The organism is Serratia ureilytica, from assembly GCF_017309605.1.
GTDB lineage: Bacteria > Pseudomonadota > Gammaproteobacteria > Enterobacterales > Enterobacteriaceae > Serratia > Serratia ureilytica.
Map to the genome: position 1 here is coordinate 2,117,241 of NZ_CP071320.1, position 19,435 is coordinate 2,136,675.

A 19,435-nucleotide genomic window follows, 5' to 3' on the forward strand; every position below is an offset into this window, starting at 1 on the left:
AAACCATTCAACCGGAACGGTAGTTGAAAAAGCGATCAAATGAAGTGATTTCGATCGCTTTACCCGCAGCGGAGGCCGGCAACCGTGCCAGATTGCGAGTCAGATCACGCAATGCCGGCTAAATACTGACTTGCTGCGCCAGGCGGCGAATGATGGCGGCGGTCAGCCCCCAGATAAACTGGCTGTGGTACCAGGAAAGGTAAATCCGGTGCGTATGGCCGGCGCGATGAATGTCCAGCGGGTAGTAACGCGACAGGGTCAGCGCCTCCCGCAAAGGCATTTCAAACACGTCAGCCACTTCGCCTTCGTTGGCGCGGAACTGCACGTCCGGCGAGACCAGGCCGACGATAGGCGTGACCTGAAATCCGGTGCTGCTGTCGAGCGGCGCCATTTGGCCGAGTATGGTAACCGCCTGTGGCGGTATCGCCACTTCTTCCTGCGCTTCTCGCAGCGCCGTCACGATCGCCGACCCGTCTTCAGCGTCGGTTTTACCGCCGGGGAAGGCCACCTGGCCGGCATGTTTGCGCAGCGAGTCGGCGCGGCGGGTCAACAGCAGCGTTGGCTCGGCGCGACAGACGATCGGGATCAGCACCGCGGCCGGGCGCACATTGTGCGAGATCTGCGCCGCCTGCGGCAGCTGCAGTTGGAAACGGCTGATAAAGGCGTGCAGTGAGGCCGGTGCATTTGGTGGGATCACGATTGGGCGCACTCCCCGAGCTGCGGCAGAATGCGGCCAACCTTGTCGAAGGTCTCCTGATATTCCGCCTGTTCCTGGCTGTCCGCCACGATGCCGCCGCCGGCGGAGCAATGGATGCGGCCGTTTTCGGTGACGAGCGTGCGAATAGTGATGTTGGTGTCCATGGTGCCGCAGGCGCTCAGGTAACCGATGCTGCCGCAATAGGCGTTGCGACGCTGCGGCTCCAGTTCTTCGATGATTTCCATCGCCCGCACCTTGGGCGCGCCGGTGATCGAGCCGCCGGGGAAGCAGGCGCGCAGCAGTTCGGTCGCCGAGGCGGTGTCCGGCAGGGTTGCGGTGATGGTGCTCACCAGGTGGTGCACCGCCGGGAACGGCTCCACGATGAACAGTTCCGGCACGCGCACGCTGCCGGGCTGGGCGACGCGGCCGATATCGTTGCGCAGCAGATCGACAATCATCAGATTTTCAGCGCGATCTTTGGGCGAACCGGCCAAACGACGAGCCTGTGCGGCGTCTTGTTCCGCGTCCGCCAGCCGCGGCAGCGTGCCCTTGATCGGGCGGGTTTGGATGCGCTGCTGCTCCAGCCACAGGAAGCGCTCGGGAGAAACGCTCAACACGCTGTTGTGAGGCAGACGCAAGAACGCGGAGAACGGCGCGCGGTTGCTGGCGCTCAATTGGCAAAACGCCTGCCATTCATCTCCCTGATAGTCTGCGGAGAATCGCTGCGCCAGATTGATTTGGTAACAGTCGCCGCTGCGCAGGTAGTGCTGAATGCGTTGGAACTTCTCGCCGTACTGCTGCCGGCTCATATTGGCGCGCCAATCGCTCAGCAGTGTGAAAGGGCGTGCCGCAGGCGCGGTTTGGCTATTGAGCCAGCGCCAGCGCTGTTCCACGTCGCCATAGCTGAGCAGCGTCAGCGTTTGCAGCCGGTGGTCGGCGATCAGCGCCCAGTCATAAATGCCCACCGCCATGTCCGGTAAGGCGAGGTCGGCTTCGGCCAACTGCGGCAAGCTTTCCACCCGCCGCCCAAGATCGTAGCCGAACAGCCCCAGGGCGCCGCCCTGAAACGGCAGATCCGGATTAAAGGCCGGTTGCCAACCTTGCGCCACCATCTGCTGTTGCAACAACTCAAACGGATCTTGTTGCGACCGTATTGTTACGTCGTCACTTATGATTTCTGTGGTGGCGCCATGAGTCGTGAGAGTAATGCGCGGCTGCGCGACCAGAATATCGAAGCGGTTGTGCGAATGGTCGGCAAAGCCCGAGTGCAGCAGCATCGCCCAAGGCTGCGATGAAAGCGGGGCAAAAAGCGTCATCAGGGCGCTGCGATGGTAGGGCAAAGACTTTATGTTTGGGGCGGTTACGCTCATGAACGTCAATAAACCTGGCTGTGAAGACGGCAATATCTGGCGGCTAGTGTGCCATAGACGGCCATGGCATGCATGTTTTGCCATGCGAGACATGCAGCACACCTCACATAAACGACAGTTCAATAAACCTGAAATAAGGCATTTTTTGCGCCATTGTTTATACTTCGATATGTTAAAAATTTAACGTCAAAATAACTGAAAGCATTTTTCACCGAGGGCGCAAGACCCGAGAAATATAAAGACAACTCGTTAATTTCACACTTTTATTGTTGCTCGCTTTTATTAAGCGGGCGATGCGAAACGGTTTTGCCTGTGTTTTTTAAGGTGGCCGTCTTGTGAAAGTTATTCCTTGTTGTGGAACGCTTTTCTTGTAGAAAGCATGAAAAGACAAACAAGATGAATCTTATTTGGCTCGCGGCGGAAATGTGAATGTTCGCGTCATATTTTCGCTCGGGCGCTGAAGCGATTTCTATTTTTCAAAAAAATAAAATTATCATTTTGTTACATTATTATTGAAGAGCTGCCTATGTCGTTAATGCTGAGCGTCATCGTCCCGATGCACAATGCGGGAGAACTGTTAGAACCTTTCCTGGCTTCGTTGCTTGCTCAACGAGAACAGCGGTTGGAGGTGATCATCGTTAACGATGGTTCCACCGACGGTTCGGGGGAGGTCGCCCACCGCTATGCGGCGGCGCATCCGCATATTCGGGTTATCGATCAGGCGAACGCCGGCGTTTCCAATGCGCGTAATGCCGGGCTCGCCGTTGCCCGAGGAAAATACGTGGCGTTTCCCGACGCTGACGATCTGCTGGCGCCGGAAATGTATTCCACGCTGCTCGAGCAGGCCGAACGGCACCAATTAGACGTGATGCAATGCAATGGCGAACGCTATTTTGCCAGCCAGGACGAATTGCAGCCGATTTTTCCTCAGGAGCGTTTACGCACCACTGATGTTATCACTGGCGTTCAATGGTTCGAACGCGCGTTGAAATCGCGAAAGTTTATTCACGTTGTGTGGTTGGCGATATATCGTCTCGATTTTATCCGCCAGCATCGGCTCTATTTTGAACCGGGCTTACATCACCAGGATATTCCCTGGACGACGGAGGTCATGTTTAATGCCAAGCGGGTCAAATATTTAAGCACGCCGCTGTACCGCCAACGGGTGCACGACAAGTCGATCAGCAATCGCCGCCGCACCGGCAAGGCTAACGTGGATTATCAGCGCCACTATATGAAAATCGTCGAAATGCTGGAGCGGCTCAACCTGCGTTATGCGAGCACCATCGCCATTCGGCCGGCGTTCCATTGGCAGATCACCCGCGAAGCGCTGGGGATTTGCCACAGTATTCGCCGTGAGCCGGATCCGGCCGCTCAGAATCAGATTACCGAAGAGTTTTACCAACGTGGCATCGACAGAGCGATGCTCGCCAATGCGCGCGGCGTGAAGCAGGGGTGGCATGTCATGCTGTGGCGGCACCGTTTAAAGCAGTGGCGCAACGATAACAGCTGTTCACAGCCGGCCTGAGGCACAAGACGTTGGGATCCGCCGCGTTAGCGCGTATACTCCTTCTCCCTTTTGCCGGAGAGAACGACACATGCATGCAGGTATGCCATTACTGAGCCACGCGGAGCAGCAGGAAGCGGCGGATCGCATCCATCAGCTGATGGAACAGGGCATGAGCAGCGGTGAGGCCATTGCTCGCGTTGCGCAGGAAATTCGTGAGAAGCATCAGGGCGCTCATGTCGCGGTGCTGTTCGATGACGAAGACGAACAGCAGGATGCCGCGCCGGAGGCGTCGCGGGATGACGATGTTGAAGAAGACGAAGACTATTGATGTTATCGGGGCCGCGCAAGCGGCCCCGTCAGTTTTAGTGGTTGACCGCCACGGCGGCGGCGGCCTGTTTCGCCAGCTCCACCGCGAGTTCCGTGGTGTCCGCCGTCGCCAGCGCTACGCCCAGGCGGCGCTGGCCGGCGATTTCCGGCTTGCCGAACAGACGCAGCTGGTTGTGCCCGCGCAGCGCGTTTTCCAATCCGCTGAAGCGCACATCGGTGCTGGTGAGCTGTGGCAGGATCACCGCCGATGCGGAAGGGCCGAACTGGCGGATAGCGCCGATCGGCAAACCGAGAAACGCGCGCACGTGCAGGGCGAACTCAGACAGATCCTGTGAAATCAACGTGACCATGCCGGTATCGTGCGGGCGTGGCGACACTTCGCTGAAGATCACGTCGTCGCCACAAACGAACAGCTCCACGCCGAACAGCCCGAAGCCCCCCAGGGCCTTCACCACTTTCTCGGCGATAGCCTGGGCCCGGCTCAGCGCCGTAGCCGACATGCGTTGCGGCTGCCAGGATTCGCGGTAATCCCCATCCTCCTGACGGTGCCCGATCGGCTCACAGAAATGCACGCCATCCACGGCGTTGATGGTCAGCAGCGTAATTTCAAAATCAAATCTTACCAGCCCTTCGACGATCACCCGGCCACCGCCGGCACGGCCGCCCTGTTGGGCGTAATCCCAGGCGCTTTGCAGCTGTTCGGGCGTGCGGATCAGGCTCTGGCCTTTGCCGGAAGAGCTCATCACCGGTTTGACGATGCACGGGTAGCCGATATGCTCAACCGCCTGGCGGAAGGCGATTTCACTGTCGGCAAAGCGGTAGCTGGAGGTGGGAAGACCGAGCTCTTCCGCCGCCAGACGACGGATGCCTTCACGGTTCATGGTCAGGCGTGTGGCTTCGGCACAGGGCACTACGCGGTGGCCCTGGCGTTCAAGCTCGACCAACATGGCGGTGGCGATCGCTTCGATTTCGGGAACGATATAGTCCGGCCGCTCGTGTTCGATGACGGCTTTCAACGCGTCACCGTCCAGCATATTGATGACGTGGCTGCGGTGCGCCACATGCATGGCCGGCGCATCGGCGTAGCGATCGACGGCGATCACCTCCAGACCGAGGCGCTGGCATTCAATGGCGACTTCTTTACCCAGCTCGCCTGAGCCGAGCAACATGACGCGGGTGGCGGAAGGGCGCAGGGCGGTTCCAATCGTTAACATAGTTTCGTACCTGGATCGGTGAAAGTAAGCGGATTGATGATCGGCGGGCAGTATATACGAAAACGATTGCGCGCGCAGCCGCCGCGCCGGTTTTGTTGCTAACTGGCTGTTTTTATAACAAACAGAAATATTTGCCCTGTATGAGCGATTGTGCGTTAATAACCGACGGCGAAAGAAGGCCTACTTATCGAGAGGTTTTCGCGTCTCGTGCCGTCAAGGCAGGTTTATCAAGTAAAGGAAACACAAATGAGCAAGATCACTGGTCACGTTAAATGGTTCAACGAAAGCAAAGGTTTCGGCTTTATCACCCCTGCCGACGGCTCTAAAGACGTTTTCGTTCATTTCTCCGCTATCGTCAGCGATGGTTTCAAGACCCTGGCTGAAGGCCAGCAGGTTGAGTTCTCCATCCAGGACAGCCAACGTGGCCCAGCCGCAGCCAACGTCGTTGCGATTTAACGACTGCGTTGCCAAGAAACCCGCCGCCGGCGGGTTTTTTTATGCCCGCACCCCGTAACGCCGCCCATCTCTGTTATCATTTACCGCTGATTCGGCGCTTACCTGCGGGCGCGCCGCCATTCCATTCGTCATATAAGAGTTATCGCCGTGAGCACAGTTTCTTTTTCTTCCCTGCCGCTGCCAGCCGAACAGTTGGCCAACCTCAACGAACTGGGGTACGCCGAAATGACGCCGGTACAGGCCGCCGCATTGCCCGCCATCCTGCAAGGGCGGGACGTGCGCGCCAAGGCGAAAACCGGCAGCGGTAAAACGGCGGCCTTCGGCATTGGTCTGCTGAACAGTATCGTCGTCGGTCAGGTCGCCACGCAGGCGCTGGTGCTCTGTCCCACCCGCGAGCTGGCCGATCAGGTGAGCAAAGAGCTGCGTCGCCTGGCGCGTTTTACGCAAAACATCAAGATCCTGACGCTGTGCGGCGGCCAGCCGATGGGGCCGCAGCTCGATTCGCTGGTGCATGCGCCGCACATCGTGGTGGGGACGCCGGGCCGTATCCAGGAACACCTGCGCAAGAAAACGCTGCAGCTGGACGAGCTGAAGGTGCTGGTGCTGGATGAGGCCGATCGCATGCTGGACATGGGGTTCGCCGACGACATCGACGATGTGATCAGCTATACGCCGCCGCAACGTCAGACGCTGCTGTTTTCCGCCACCTACCCGGCAGGCATCGAGCGCATCAGCGCGCGCGTTCAACGCCAGCCGCTGAGCGTCGAGGTGGACGATGGCGAAGCGCAGACCTCCATCGAACAACGCTTTTATGAGACCACGCGCGATCAGCGCCCAGCGCTGCTGGTGTCGGCCATTCGCTATCATCAACCCGCGTCCTGCGTGGTGTTCTGCAATACCAAGCGCGACTGTCAGACGGTGCTTGAGGCCCTGGAGGCCCGCGGCATCAGCGCGCTGGCGCTGCATGGCGATCTGGAACAGCGCGACCGCGACCAGGTGTTGGTGCGTTTCGCCAACCGCAGTTGCCGGGTATTGGTGGCGACCGACGTCGCCGCACGCGGGCTGGATATTAAAGAGCTGGAGCTGGTGGTCAACTACGAGCTGGCGTTCGATCCCGAAGTGCATGTGCACCGTATTGGCCGTACCGGCCGCGCCGGCATGAGCGGGTTGGCGATCAGCCTGTGCACGCCGCAGGAAATGGCGCGTGCGCACGCGATTGAAGACTATCTGCAGATGAGCGTCGACTGGTCGCCGGTGTCCGAGCTGAGCGGGGCGGCCAACGGCTCGCTGGAGGCGGAAATGGTGACGCTGTGCATCGACGGCGGCCGCAAGGCGAAGATCCGTCCCGGCGATATTCTCGGGGCGCTGACCGGTGATGCCGGGCTGACGGCGGCGGAAGTGGGCAAGATCGATATGTTCCCGGTGCATGCCTATGTCGCGATCCGCAAAGCCAGCGCGCGCAAGGCGCTGCAACAGTTGCAGCAGGGCAAAATCAAAGGCAAAAGCTGCAAGGTGCGGCTGCTGAAATAAGCCAAGGGCGGGCGGCGGTTTGCCTTCCCGCCACGATCTATTTATACTGTATATAATCACAGTAATTTGAGTATTTGAGGACGCACGCATGGCGGTTGAAGTTAAATATGTGGTGGTGAGAAACGGTGAGGAAAAAATGACTTTCGCGAGCAAGAAAGAAGCCGACGCCTACGACAAAATGCTGGATCTGGCGGACAACCTTGGGGAGTGGCTGCAGCAGGCGCCGCTGAACCTGGATGACGAACAGCGCGAAGGGCTGAGCTTCTTCCTGGCGGAAAACAAGGATGTGCTGGGTCTGATTCTGCGCGGCGCATCGTCGGCGGAAACCCTCAAGAAACCGGCGGAAAGCAAAGCGAAAAAAGCGGCCTCTACCCCAAAAGAGGGATCTGCGTCAGAAAAGCAGGCGGCATAATGACTTATGTTGCGGTGTTGTGATGAAAAAGGATCTAAAATGAGCCGTGAAATAACTTTCTTCAGCCGCTTTGAGCAAGACATTCTGGCCGGGCGTAAAACCATCACCATTCGGGATGCCAGTGAATCGCATTTTGAACCGGGCGAGGTATTGCGCGTTAGCCGCAATGAGGACGGCGTATTTTTCTGCTTTATCGAAGTGCTGTCGGTAACGCCGGTGCGCCTGGATGCGCTGACCGAACGCCACGCACAGCAGGAGAACATGTCGCTCGGCGAACTGAAGCAGGTGATCAAGGAAATCTATCCGGGCCTGGATGCGCTGTTTGTCATTGAGTTCGTCAAACGGTAACCCTTTGCCGAAGCCCTGTTGTGAGCCAGGGATGGGCGCCCGGATAGCGCTAATCACAACGGGAGGACATATGAAAAAAACGGGTTTGGCTATCGCCTTGTTGGCCATGATGGGAGCATCGACGACGGTGTGGGCGCAGGATCACGAACAGCGCGCCGCCAAGGTGGGGCAGTGTGCGGGCCTGCAGCCGGCGGATATCGCCGCCCAGGTCAAGCGCGACTTCTTGCAGAACCGCATTACGCGCTGGGAGTCGGACAAAAAGCTGCTGGGTACCGCAACGCCGATTGCCTGGGTTAGCCCGGATGCCATCAGCGGCAAGGATCAGGTATGGCAGGTGCCGTTGACGGTGCGTGGCACCAAGGCAGATAAAACCTACAACGTGACGCTCAACTGCAACACCGGCGAAATCGCCTACAGCGCCCCACAGTAACGCTTTCCCGGCAGTAAAAAGCCCGCCGAGCGGCGGGCTTGATGTTCTCAGGCGGCGTCAGTCGCTGAATGGGATCACCAATTCCCCCGGTTTCACTTCCAACCCTTTCGCCAGTTTTTTCGCCAGCGCTTCGGTTTTGCTGTTGTCAGGATTCAGCACATAAGCCGGCTTTTGGTCGAAGTAGGATTTCAGCGACTGGTTCAGATACGGCGTCAGCGCTTTCATCACCGTCTGCATTTTTTCCTGCTGCACGCTGTAATCGGTCAGCTCCATGTCCTTCAGGAAAATGGCGCCCTGCGCCCGGTCATAAACCGGCTGCGCCTTCAGCGTCAGCTTCAGATCCGCGGTCTGCGGGCCGAGAATCGACGTGATGTTGACCTTGGCGTCGCCGGAAAGGGTGACTTTACCCGGTTCGCTGCGGCCGATCTGGCTTTGCAACTGAGTCAGCACGATGTTGGCGTCCAGCAGGCCGGGCACGCCGATTTGCTTCTGATAGTCGTTATGTTTCTGCAGGTAGTCATTCACTTCCTGTTCACTCAGGGTGTACTGGGTCAGTTGATTGCAACCGGCCAATACGCCGGCGAACAGCAGGGCGGCTGCGCCCATCAGGATCTTCTTCATTAATGCCTCATTGCGACTGCTGGCGAAAAGTGCTGCAGATAATTGATTAATCATTATAAACGCTCCGCCTGCGCGTGAAAACGGCAGGCGGCGGTATGGCGGGAATAGTGCGCGTAAAACAGGGCGAGACCTATCGGATAACGCCGAAAGCGTCAGCGCCGTAATCGCAGCGCCAAGAGGATCACGCCGGCCAGGCAGGCTGCGCCTCCCAACAGCGGGAACAGCGGAATGCCCCACAGCCGCAGCGACGAATGCATCAGATAAGGCGCCAGCCCCAGGGCAAAAGCGGCGGTGACGATGGCGATGGCCAGGGTAACGGCGCTGCGCTCCAGCGCTTTGCTCAACTGACCGAGGTTCTTGACGTTAATGTCGGCATTGAGCTGCCCGCGTTTCAGGCGGCGCACCAACAGCCGCAGGGTTTGCGGCAGTTCCTCTCCGGCATCGAGCGCTTCCCCGCCCAGGGTCAAGAGCCGTTGGCGCACGGCGTCAGGGGCATAACGTTGCAGCACCGTTTGTTGCAGCATCGGTTTGAGCGTGGCGACGATGTCAAAGGCCGGATCCAGCCGGTGCAGCACGCCGTCGGCGGTGATTAAGGCCTTGAACAGCAGCACCAGATCCGGCGGCAGCGCCAGCTGGTGCTCACGCGCCATCACCAACAGGTCAGTGAGGGCTTTGCCGAGCGTTAGGGTGGCGGCGGCCTGCTTGTCGAGAAAGTTTTGCGCCGCCAGCTCCAGGTCCATCAGATCCAGCGGTTCGCTGTCCGACCAGGCGATCAGCGTGTTGACGATGCCTTCGGACTGACGATCGGCGATGGCCTGCAGCAGCAGGAGCAACTGGTTGCGCCGCCGTTCGGACAGCTGGCCCACCATGCCGAAGTCGATGAAGCCGACGCGATCGCCGCTCAGCGCCATCACGTTGCCGGGGTGCGGATCGGCGTGATACAGCCGGTGCTCCAGCACCATGCTCATAAAGGCGCGGGCGCCGCGCCGCGCCAGCAGCGGGCCGTCAAATCCCGCTTCCGCCAACTGCCGGGGGTTCTCCGGCGCGGTGCCGGGCAAGTATTCCTGCACTAACAGACGCGGGGAAGACCATTGCCAATAGATTTTCGGCACGACCACGTCGGGTTCACGCGCAAACATGCCGGCGACGCGATCGCAGTTATGCCCTTCATGGGTCAAATCCAGCTCATGATTGAGCGCCGTCGCCAGCGCTCTGACCATCTGCCGTGGTCGATAGCGCGCCAGCGCCTGACTCTGCTGCTCCGCGGTTTCCGCCAGCGAGGCCAGCAGCCGCAGATCGGCGTGAATGGTTTTTGCCAGGCCGGGGCGCAGCACTTTCACCACTACCTGTTCGCCGCTGTGCAGGCGCGCGCGGTAAATTTGCGCCATCGACGCCGCGGCCAGCGGTGTGAGATCGAATTCGGCAAACAGCTGCTCGGGATCATCCCCGAGATCGGCGATGATCTGCGGCGCCAGCATTTCCCATGGCAACACCGCCGCCTGGCTGTGCAGACGATCCAGTTCGTCGGTCCAGGCCGGATCCAGCAGGTCAGAACGCGTGGCCAGGATCTGGCCGAATTTGACGAAGGTTGGGCCGAGCGCCTCGAGCGCTTCGCGCAGCCGCTGAGGAAGGGGCTGCGCGCTCTGCCGTGCGGGCTCACTGCGGGCGCCACGCAGCAACGCCCCCAGGCCCAGAACGTCTTGCAAACCATAACGAATCAGAACGGAAGTAATTTCCTTCAGCCGCGCCCGATCGCGAGCGGTGGCGAGCACCATTTTCAGCATCAGTACGCCATATCCTTTTTGTGACTGTCGAACGTTATTGTTCCATATCCAGCAGCAACGGCACTTCGCTGCGCTGCGCCATGCGGTTGCGGTAGGCTTCCACGTTGTCCGGCAGGGCAACCCCGGCGACGATCGACAATGAGCGCAGCAGCGGGAACAGATGAATATCGTCCTCAGAAAGCTCGCCGTTCACGGCGTCGGCGGAGACGATCAGCGGTGACAGCGTTTGCAGGTCGGCCTCCAGTTCGGCGATCAGATCGGCGCTGTTGGCGAGATGCTCGGCGAAATCACCGATTGACGCCTGCTTTTTATCGATAAAGTAACGGCGGGCGCTGTCAGTGGCAAATTCTTCGAAATCGGCATGCGCAATACGCGGCAACAGCAATTTTGCCGCATAACTGTCGACCCGGCGCAACCACTCGGCGATGGCAGGGTTGGTGCGGCCGGTCAGCACCGGTTTGCCGCCCAAACCATCGACATAGCGCACGATATCCAGGCTTTCCGGCATCGCTTCGCCGTCGTCTTTGATCAGGATCGGCACCATTTTTTTGCCAATCAGATTGAACGGGGTCGTCTCATCGTCGTTGAGCAACGTGACCAGGCGAATCGGCAGATGTTTCAGGCCGAAAATCATGCGGGCTTTAACGCAGAATGGGCAATGATCGTAAATGAACAGTTTCATGCTTGCTCCGGGTTGTCAGGTTTTAACAGCAATAGTTACCACAGCTTATCGAGGCTGTCTTGAAACGCGTGTGTTGGATGGTGCGTTATTGCGATATTGCCCGCGCAACAGGCGCGGGCGAGGGGTGCTATTTCTTGACCGGTACCGAGTTGAGCACATCGATCAGGTGAATGCGGGCTTGTTCCAAATCGATCTGATCGCGTTCGTTGGCGGCGGTGACGACCTGCAGCTGTTTGATAATATCGTTTTTCAGGCCGGCGTCGCTGGCGAGGATATGCGCCAGCGCCTTTTCCACCAGGGTGGAGCGCGCATAAATCATGCGCAAGTTCAGTATCATATGTTCGAGTAGTTGCGGTAATTTGGCTTCTTCGCTCATGCCGACGGGCTCCTGTGGGTGTTTTTACTAACAGGATAGCAGCTGTTGCCGATTCGGCCGGATTTCTATGGCGTTAGCCGCCGCGCAGTATCACCGACGCGTTGCGCCGCGGGCTGAATTGCCAGTACAGCGCCAGCAGCGTGGCGAAGCCGACGGCGCCGAGCAGCAGCCAGGGCAGCTCCGGCATGTTCATCATCCGCCCGGTATCGTACATCCAACCGCCGCCGGTATATCCCAACGCACCGCCCAACGCCAGCCCGAGGCGGCTGAAGCCCATGTAGCTGCCGCGCGCCCGCGGATCGGCCAGTGACGCGCTGAGCGTTTCGCGCGCCGGCTCGGCGATGATCGAACCCAGATAGAAACAGCAGATCAGCGTGAACACGCCTTGCAGGCTGCTGGCAAGGCCGATCGGCAGCAGGCTGAGCGTCATCAGCAGCAGGCCCGCCATCAGGCGTTGTTCAAGCCGAAAATGTTTTTCACCCCAACGCGCCAGCGGATAGAGCAGCGACAGCGACAGCGCCGCTTCGATCGCGTACATCCATTTCACCGCCGCCGGTGAGCCGGCAATTTCATTGACCACGATCGGCAGCATCAGCATCACCTGTACCGCCAGCATATAGTAGCCGGTCAGCGTCAGGACATAGGTGAGGAAGCGGCGATCGCGCACGACCCGCAACATGCCTTCTTTCATCGGCACGCGCACGGTGGAGATGCGATAAGCCGGCAGTAACCAGGCGTTCCAGCCGGCGGCCAGCACGAAGATCGCCGCCCCGACCCAGCAGACAAAGTGGAAATCGTATTGCAGCAGCCAACTGCCGATCAGCGCGCCGACTACCGCGCCGGCGCTGTCCTGCATCATCAACAGCGAGAAAAAGCGGCCGCGTTCGTGCGGACGGGTCAGTTTGATCACCAAAGCGGTGCGCGGCGGATCGAACAGCGTGCCGCCGAGGGCGGACAGCGCGCAGGAGAACCACAGGATCCACGGCGCATCGGCCATCGCCATGGTGGCGAAACCGGCGGCGCGCAGCAGCATGCCGGTGACGATCATCGGCTTGGCGCCAAAGCGGTCGGCGACCGCGCCGCCAAAGATGCCGAGCCCTTGTTGCAGCAACTGACGCAAACCCAGCGCGATGCCGACGATCAGCGCCGCCCATCCCAGCTGATCGACGAAGCGGATCGAAATAAGCGGGAACACGACAAAGAAGCCTAAAACCACCAGCAGGTTGTCGAGCAACAGAAAATATTTACCCAAGCTGCGCGCTTGCGACACCAGAGACATGCATCACCATGAGCAATTAAGAGAGAGGGGGAAGGCAACTCCACCATTCTCTACCCAATTGGCGGACGGCGACAGGGGCGGAGTAGATAATATTTTTTTATCGTCAAGGTGTTACCTGAACTGCAAAATTGGCGGAAAAACGCCGTAAAACGCGTATTCGGCGATTTACTGAGCGGCCGGTATTTTACCTCGGGGGCGGCCTACGGTTATATTGAATGCAAGGGAGCGCGGTTCTGAGGCGCTATTGGCAACATAAAGTCATGGCCTCAGATCGGCGTCGGATAATTATCCACGACGCTTCCTAATAAATACTTCTTATCGAACCGTTTTGACCGCGGGGGAAATGATGTTCGGCTACCGCTCTGCATCGCCAAAAGTACGTCTTACTACCGACCGGATGGTGGTCCGTTTAGTGCATGAACGGGACGCCTATCGTCTGGCGGACTATTATGCCGAGAACCGGACCTTTCTCAAACCCTGGGAGCCGGTGCGCGATGAAAGCCATTGTTATCCGTCCGGCTGGCAGGCGCGCCTGGGGATGATCGCTGAAATGCAAAAGCAGGGCAGCGCCTACTATTTTATCCTGCTCGATCCGGAAGAGCAGGAAGTCCGCGGCGTGGCGAACTTCAGCAACGTGTTGCGCGGTTCGTTTCACGCCTGCTTCCTCGGTTATTCGCTGGGGGAGAAATGGCAGGGGCAGGGGTTGATGTTCGAAGCCTTGCAGTCCGCCATCCGCTATATGCTGCGCCAACAGCGCATGCACCGCATCATGGCCAACTATATGCCGCATAACCAGCGCAGCGGCGCATTGCTGACGCGTCTGGGATTCGAACGCGAAGGTTACGCCAAAGATTACCTGCTGATCGACGGCAAGTGGCAAGACCACGTTTTGACGGCATACACCAATAGAGAGTGGCTACCCCCACGTTGAGGCCAAACGATGAAATATGAATTGAACGCCAAAGAGGCCCGGGTCATCGGCTGCCTGTTGGAAAAACAGGTGACGACGCCGGACCAATACCCGCTTTCGCTTAACGCCATTACCCTGGCCTGTAACCAAAAGACCAACCGCGAGCCGGTGATGGATCTGAGCGAAAGCGAGGTGCAGCAACTCCTCGATCTCTTGCTGCGCAAACATTTCCTGCGCACCCTCAGCGGGTTCGGCAATCGGGTCGTGAAATACGAGCAGCGGTTTTGCAATTCCGAGTTTGGCCAGCTGAAGCTCTCTCCCGCCGAACTGGCGGTGATCGCCACCTTACTGCTGCGCGGCGCGCAAACGCCGGGCGAGCTGCGCACGCGCACCAACCGAATGCACGAGTTCAGCGATGTCAGCGAGGTCGAACAGGTGCTGCAGCAGTTGACCACGCGCGAAGACGGCCCGTTCGTGGTGCGCCTGGCGCGCGAGCCGGGCAAGCGCGAAAGCCGCTTCATGCATCTGTTCAGCGGGCCAATCGATGAGGCGCCGCCGGCGCTCGAGTCGGAGATCGACGGTGAATTGAGCGCCAGGGTCAGCGCGTTGGAAAACGACGTGGCGGAGCTGAAACGGCAGGTGCAGCAACTGTTGGCGAGGGAAACACATGACTAAATTGCGCGTGGGCGTGGTGGGGCTGGGCAGCATCGCGCAGAAGGCCTACCTGCCGATCCTCAGTCAGGCGGCGGACTGGACGCTGGTGGGCGGCTTCTCGCCTAATCAACAGAAAGCGCAGCCGCTGTGCGACAGCTACCGCATGGCCTGTTTCCCTCGGCTGGACAGCTTGGCCGAACAGTGCGATGCGGTCTTTGTCCACAGCAGCACCGCCAGCCATTTTTCGGTCATTGGCGAGCTGCTTAACCGTGGCGTACATGTTTACGTCGATAAGCCGCTGGCGGAAACGCTGGAGCAGGGCGAGCAGTTGCTTGAGCTGGCCGAGCGGCGGGGCAAAACGCTGATGGTGGGGTTCAACCGCCGTTTCGCGCCGCTTTACCGCCAACTCAAGCAGCAAATGAATCAGCCCGCCTCCATTCGCATGGATAAACATCGGGCGGACAGCGTCGGCCCTCACGATCTGCGTTTTACCCTGTTGGATGATTACCTGCACGTGGTGGACACGGCGCTGTGGCTGGCGGGCGGAGGCGAGCAACTGCTGAGCGGCAGCGTGCGCGCCAACGCTGCAGGCGAAATGCTGTACGCCGAGCACCACTTCGCCTGTGGCGATACGCTGGTGACGACCAGCATGCATCGCCGCGGCGGCAGCCAGCGCGAAAGCGTGCAGGCGGTGACCGACGGCGCGCGGTATCAGTTGTCCGATATGCGCCACTGGCTGCGCGAAGATGCGCAGGGCGAGTTGGAACAGCCGGTGCCGGGTTGGCAAAGCACGCTGGTGCAACGCGGTTTCGACGGGGCTGTGCGGCATTTCCTCTGCGCCGTCGCCAATCAGAGCGCGCCGGAAACCGGCGGCGAGCAGGCGCTGGTTGCGCAGCGGGTGGTCGAGCGTTTGTTACGCGATAACTCTATGTAACATATGGCGGTAGCTATTCTTTTCCGGATGCGTAAACTGAGCCGATTGTTTCACTGACGCCTGCTGTTGCAGGCGTTGATATTTACGGTACCTATCAGACAACCACATGAACCTACTCAAATCATTGGCTGCCGTCAGCTCGATGACGATGTTTTCGCGGGTGTTGGGCTTTGCCCGCGATGCGATCGTCGCGCGCGTGTTCGGGGCCGGCATGGCAACGGACGCCTTCTTCGTGGCGTTCAAACTTCCTAACCTGCTGCGTCGTATCTTTGCCGAAGGCGCATTTTCGCAGGCTTTCGTGCCGATCCTGGCGGAATATAAGAGCCAGCAGGGCGAGGAAGCGACGCGCACCTTTATCGCCTATGTCTCCGGGCTGTTGACGTTGGTGCTGGCGGTGGTGACGGTGCTGGGGATGCTGGCCGCGCCCTGGGTGATCTATATCACTGCGCCGGGCTTTACCGATACGCCCGACAAGTTTGCGCTGACGTCGGCGCTGCTGCGCATTACCTTCCCCTATATTCTATTGATTTCGCTGGCCTCGCTGGTGGGGGCGATCCTCAATACCTGGAACCGTTTCTCGATCCCGGCCTTTGCGCCAACGCTGCTTAACGTCAGCATGATCGGCTTCGCGCTGTTCGCCGCGCCGTATTTCCACCCGCCGGTGCTGGCGCTGGCGTGGGCGGTGGTGGTCGGCGGCGTGCTGCAACTGGGCTATCAGCTGCCGCACCTGCGCAAGATCGGCATGCTGGTGCTGCCGCGCATCAAATTGGGCGACGCCGGGGTCTGGCGGGTGATGCGCCAGATGGGGCCGGCGATCCTTGGGGTGTCGGTCAGCCAAATCTCGCTGATCATCAACACGATCTTCGCATCGTTCCTGGTGTCCGGCTCGGTGTCCTGGATGTACTATGCCGACCGCCTGATGGAGTTTCCTTCCGGCGTGCTGGGCGTGGCATTGGGCACCATCCTGCTGCCGTCGCTGGCCAAAAGCTTCTCGAGCGGCAACCACGACGAGTACTCGCGCCTGATGGATTGGGGGCTGCGCCTGTGCTTTCTGCTGGCGCTGCCGAGCGCCATCGCGCTGGGTATTTTGGCCAAACCGTTGACCGTCTCGCTGTTCCAGTACGGCAAGTTCAGCGCCTTTGACGCGGCGATGACGCAACGCGCGCTGGTGGCTTACTCGGTGGGGCTGATGGGGCTGATCGTGGTTAAGGTGCTGGCGCCGGGCTTTTATTCGCGTCAGGACATCAAAACGCCCGTCAAGATCGCCATCATTACGCTGATCATGACGCAGGTGATGAACCTGGCGTTTATCGGTCCGCTGAAGCATGCCGGCCTGGCGCTGTCGATCGGTTTGGCGGCCTGCCTGAACGCCGCGCTGCTGTATTGGCAGCTGCGCAAGCAGAAAATCTTCCAGCCACAGCCGGGTTGGGCGCTGTTCCTCGCCAAGCTGGTGATTGCCGTACTGGTGATGTCGGCCGTGCTGATTGGCTTGATGTGGCTGATGCCGGCCTGGGATCAGGGCAACATGCTGGAGCGTTTGCTGCGCTTGGCGGCGGTGGTGGTGGCCGGTGTGGTAGCCTACTTCGGCGTGCTGGCCGGGTTGGGTTTCCGCCCGCGTGATTTCGCGCGCCGGGTCGTCTGAGCCGAGTGAAAGCGTAAAAAAAAAAGGTCGCCACGGCGACCTTTTTGCTTTTCCGCGCGGCGCGGTTTACATGCGCTCGACGGTTTCGATGCCCAGCGTATCCAGGCCGGTTTTCAGCGTTTTGGCGGTCAGCAGCGCCAGCTTCAGGCGGCTCTGACGGGCTTCTTCGCTGTCGGCGTTGAGGATCTGGCAGTGCTCGTAGAAGCCGGAGAACAAGCCGGCCAGATCGTACAGGTAGCTGCACATGACGTGCGGCGTGCCTTCACGCGCGACGGCGGTGAGCACCTCTTCGAACTGCAGCAGGCGAGTGGCCAGCGCAATTTCACGCTCTTCGGTCAGGATCAGCGGCAGCGTCAGGCTGCTTTCGTCGATCCCGGCGCGTTTGAATACCGATGCCACACGGGTATAGGCGTATTGCATGTAAGGCGCGGTATTGCCTTCGAAGGCCAGCATGTTATCCCAGTCGAAAACATAGTCGGTGGTGCGGCTTTTCGACAGATCGGCGTATTTCACCGCGCCGATACCGACCACGCGAGCGATGGTCTTCATTTCGTCTTCCGGCATGTCCGGGTTTTTGCCGGCGATCAGCTGTTCGGCGCGTTCGATGGCTTCATCCAGCAGGTCGGAGAGCTTCACGGTGCCGCCTGAGCGGGTTTTGAACGGCTTGCCGTCTTTGCCCAGCATCATGCCGAACATGTGATGTTCCAGCGAGACGGACTCCGGCACATAACCGGCTTTGCGCACGATGGTCCAGGCCTGCATCAGGTGCTGATGCTGGCGGGAATCGATGTAATACAGCACGCGATTGGCGCCCAGGGTCTCGTAGCGATACTTGGCGCAGGCGATATCGGTGGTGGTATAGAGGTAGCCGCCATCCTTTTTCTGGATGATGACGCCCATCGGGTCGCCGTCCTTGTTCTGGTATTCGTCGAGGAACACCACGGTGGCGCCTTCGCTTTCCACCGCCAGCCCTTTGGCTTTCAGATCGGCGACGATGCCCGGCAGCATCGCGTTATACAGGCTTTCGCCCATCACGTCGTCTTCGGTCAGCGTGACGTTCAGGCGGTTATAGGTCAGCTGGTTTTGCGCCATGGTGATGTCGACCAGCTTGCGCCACATTTTCAGGCAGTATTGATCGCCGCCCTGCAGCTTCACGACGTAAGCGCGTGCGCGCTCGGCGAACTCGGCGTCTTCATCGTAATGCTTCTTGGCTTCACGGTAGAACTGCTCGAGATCGGACAAGCCCATATCGCTGGCGTTTTCATTCTGCATTTTTTCCAGGTAGGCAATCAGCATGCCGAACTGGGTACCCCAGTCGCCGACGTGGTTGGCGCGGATCACTTTATGGCCCAGAAACTCCTGAGTACGCGCTGCGGCGTCGCCGATGATGGTGGAACGCAGGTGGCCGACGTGCATTTCTTTCGCCACGTTCGGCGCGGAATAGTCGATAACGATGGTTTGCGGTTCAACCGGCGCAATGCCCAATTTCGGTGCGTTCAGCACCTGGTCGGCCTGGCGGGCGACCCAGTCGCTGTTCAGGAAGATATTGATAAAGCCGGGGCCGGCGATTTCCACTTTACTGGCGACGTCGCCGAGATCCAGCAGTTGCACCACTTTTTCCGCCAGCTGACGGGGCGGCATGCCCAGCTTTTTGGCGACTGACATCACGCCGTTGGCCTGGTAATCACCAAACTGCGCCTTGGCGGATGGGCGGACCTGCGCTTCGCAATCGGCTGGCGCGCCAGCGGCGATCAGCGCCTGGCTGACTTTATCTGAAAGAAGAACCTGAATATTCACCGGGTTACCTTAATGACGAACGAGGGGCCGAAACCAGCCCCCGAGGGATTCAACGGTGGTGGCCAACGGCGCGCGGGCGGCGGCGACCTCCACAAAACAGCCTGCAATTGTAACCGATCTGAGGGAGCCCGTCAGCAGTTGGCGCGACCGCAGCGATGAAACAGTTGCGGAGGCGCGCGTTATTGCCGTGGGGATAAAAGATGGACAACCGAGAGAAGATATACGGTGGAAAAAATGAGGGGCTAGCGTTTTTTATTGCGGCGACCGGAATCCAGCGTATTGGTGCTGCGAGATTTAAAATGACGGTAGATGGCGTATACGGCGATAATTATCAACACCAAGGATATCGTCAGCAATAACATAATGATCATCTCTAATTTAAATTTCCCCCAAAGTAGCCGAGTTGAGTGGGTGAATCAATTGCCCGGCATTAAATTAAGATAATCCTTAGTTTTCCATCAT

Annotated in this window: 21 protein-coding genes; 12 read left to right on the forward strand and 9 right to left on the reverse strand. The window is 59.3% G+C overall.

Features of this window, described 5'->3' with window-relative positions:
- Positions 1-118 precede the first annotated feature (118 nt).
- Together J0X03_RS09825 and pabB are read right to left on the reverse strand one after the other, a co-directional pair.
- Positions 119-697, reverse strand: a complete 579-nt coding sequence (locus tag J0X03_RS09825; RefSeq protein WP_033644292.1) for a CoA pyrophosphatase — start codon at positions 695-697, stop codon at positions 119-121.
- Positions 694-2,067, reverse strand: a complete 1,374-nt coding sequence (gene pabB, locus J0X03_RS09830) for an aminodeoxychorismate synthase component 1 (RefSeq protein ID WP_046688496.1) — start codon at positions 2,065-2,067, stop codon at positions 694-696. Before pabB ends, J0X03_RS09825 begins: the two co-directional genes overlap by 4 nt.
- A gap of 526 nt (positions 2,068-2,593) precedes the next feature.
- Between pabB and J0X03_RS09835 the strand changes: the two genes are divergently transcribed.
- On the forward strand, positions 2,594-3,595 hold the full coding sequence (locus J0X03_RS09835) for a glycosyltransferase (protein ID WP_160204359.1): 1,002 nt from the start codon (positions 2,594-2,596) through the stop codon (positions 3,593-3,595).
- Positions 3,596-3,665: 70 nt separating this feature from the next.
- Positions 3,666-3,905: a YoaH family protein gene (locus J0X03_RS09840; RefSeq protein ID WP_122016318.1), complete on the forward strand. Its 240-nt coding sequence runs from the start codon at positions 3,666-3,668 to the stop codon at positions 3,903-3,905.
- A 34-nt stretch (positions 3,906-3,939) separates the two neighbouring features.
- On the opposite strand, the gene purT is transcribed toward J0X03_RS09840, so the two are convergent.
- Positions 3,940-5,118, reverse strand: coding sequence for a formate-dependent phosphoribosylglycinamide formyltransferase (gene purT / locus J0X03_RS09845; RefSeq protein WP_122016319.1), 1,179 nt, complete (start codon positions 5,116-5,118; stop codon positions 3,940-3,942).
- 246 nt (positions 5,119-5,364) lie between these two features.
- Between purT and cspE the strand changes: the two genes are divergently transcribed.
- The 5 genes from cspE (at position 5,365) to yebF (ending at position 8,294) form a co-directional block, all read left to right on the forward strand.
- Complete coding sequence (gene cspE / locus J0X03_RS09850) at positions 5,365-5,574, forward strand: transcription antiterminator/RNA stability regulator CspE (protein ID WP_004927572.1); 210 nt, start codon at positions 5,365-5,367, stop codon at positions 5,572-5,574.
- A 147-nt stretch (positions 5,575-5,721) separates the two neighbouring features.
- The gene (dbpA, locus tag J0X03_RS09855) at positions 5,722-7,104 is read left to right on the forward strand and encodes an ATP-dependent RNA helicase DbpA (protein WP_033643376.1); all 1,383 of its coding nucleotides are present in this window, start codon (positions 5,722-5,724) and stop codon (positions 7,102-7,104) included.
- Between the two features lie 88 nt (positions 7,105-7,192).
- Positions 7,193-7,516 (forward strand): YebG family protein, encoded by a 324-nt coding sequence (locus tag J0X03_RS09860; RefSeq protein ID WP_160204358.1) that lies wholly within the window; start codon positions 7,193-7,195, stop codon positions 7,514-7,516.
- Between the two features lie 39 nt (positions 7,517-7,555).
- Positions 7,556-7,864: a N(4)-acetylcytidine aminohydrolase gene (yqfB, locus tag J0X03_RS09865; protein ID WP_004927562.1), complete on the forward strand. Its 309-nt coding sequence runs from the start codon at positions 7,556-7,558 to the stop codon at positions 7,862-7,864.
- 70 nt (positions 7,865-7,934) lie between these two features.
- Complete coding sequence (yebF, locus tag J0X03_RS09870; RefSeq protein ID WP_033643374.1) at positions 7,935-8,294, forward strand: protein YebF; 360 nt, start codon at positions 7,935-7,937, stop codon at positions 8,292-8,294.
- A gap of 57 nt (positions 8,295-8,351) precedes the next feature.
- Here yebF and J0X03_RS09875 read toward each other — a convergent pair whose 3' ends face one another.
- From J0X03_RS09875 to mdtH, 5 genes are all read right to left on the reverse strand, one after another.
- On the reverse strand, positions 8,352-8,915 hold the full coding sequence (locus tag J0X03_RS09875; protein WP_160204357.1) for a lipoprotein: 564 nt from the start codon (positions 8,913-8,915) through the stop codon (positions 8,352-8,354).
- A 152-nt stretch (positions 8,916-9,067) separates the two neighbouring features.
- Positions 9,068-10,699, reverse strand: a complete 1,632-nt coding sequence (locus tag J0X03_RS09880) for an ABC1 kinase family protein (protein WP_206975701.1) — start codon at positions 10,697-10,699, stop codon at positions 9,068-9,070.
- A 34-nt stretch (positions 10,700-10,733) separates the two neighbouring features.
- Positions 10,734-11,381, reverse strand: coding sequence for a glutaredoxin 2 (gene grxB / locus J0X03_RS09885; RefSeq protein ID WP_160204355.1), 648 nt, complete (start codon positions 11,379-11,381; stop codon positions 10,734-10,736).
- A 127-nt stretch (positions 11,382-11,508) separates the two neighbouring features.
- Entirely contained in the window at positions 11,509-11,757 is a 249-nt protein-coding gene (locus J0X03_RS09890; protein ID WP_033643371.1) for a hypothetical protein, read from the reverse strand.
- Positions 11,758-11,830: 73 nt separating this feature from the next.
- On the reverse strand, positions 11,831-13,036 hold the full coding sequence (gene mdtH, locus J0X03_RS09895; protein ID WP_033643370.1) for a multidrug efflux MFS transporter MdtH: 1,206 nt from the start codon (positions 13,034-13,036) through the stop codon (positions 11,831-11,833).
- A gap of 346 nt (positions 13,037-13,382) precedes the next feature.
- On the opposite strand from mdtH, the gene rimJ reads away from it, so the two are divergent.
- From rimJ to murJ, 4 genes are all read left to right on the forward strand, one after another.
- A complete protein-coding gene (gene rimJ / locus J0X03_RS09900; protein ID WP_047575604.1) occupies positions 13,383-13,967 on the forward strand; it encodes a ribosomal protein S5-alanine N-acetyltransferase in 585 nt (194 codons plus the stop codon).
- 9 nt (positions 13,968-13,976) lie between these two features.
- Positions 13,977-14,621, forward strand: a complete 645-nt coding sequence (locus J0X03_RS09905; protein WP_042784746.1) for a YceH family protein — start codon at positions 13,977-13,979, stop codon at positions 14,619-14,621.
- Positions 14,614-15,534, forward strand: a complete 921-nt coding sequence (locus tag J0X03_RS09910) for a Gfo/Idh/MocA family protein (protein WP_129993004.1) — start codon at positions 14,614-14,616, stop codon at positions 15,532-15,534. The genes J0X03_RS09905 and J0X03_RS09910 overlap by 8 nt, the downstream gene beginning before the upstream one ends.
- 106 nt (positions 15,535-15,640) lie before the next feature.
- Positions 15,641-17,176 carry a murein biosynthesis integral membrane protein MurJ gene (murJ, locus tag J0X03_RS09915; protein ID WP_129993005.1) on the forward strand — a complete coding sequence of 512 codons (1,536 nt, stop codon included), beginning with the start codon at positions 15,641-15,643 and terminating at the stop codon, positions 17,174-17,176.
- A 66-nt stretch (positions 17,177-17,242) separates the two neighbouring features.
- On the opposite strand, the gene argS is transcribed toward murJ, so the two are convergent.
- Entirely contained in the window at positions 17,243-18,973 is a 1,731-nt protein-coding gene (gene argS, locus J0X03_RS09920) for an arginine--tRNA ligase (protein WP_033643365.1), read from the reverse strand.
- A 200-nt stretch (positions 18,974-19,173) separates the two neighbouring features.
- On the opposite strand from argS, the gene J0X03_RS09925 reads away from it, so the two are divergent.
- Positions 19,174-19,332, forward strand: coding sequence for a hypothetical protein (locus J0X03_RS09925; protein WP_154219869.1), 159 nt, complete (start codon positions 19,174-19,176; stop codon positions 19,330-19,332).
- The last annotated feature ends 103 nt before the right edge of the window (positions 19,333-19,435 follow it).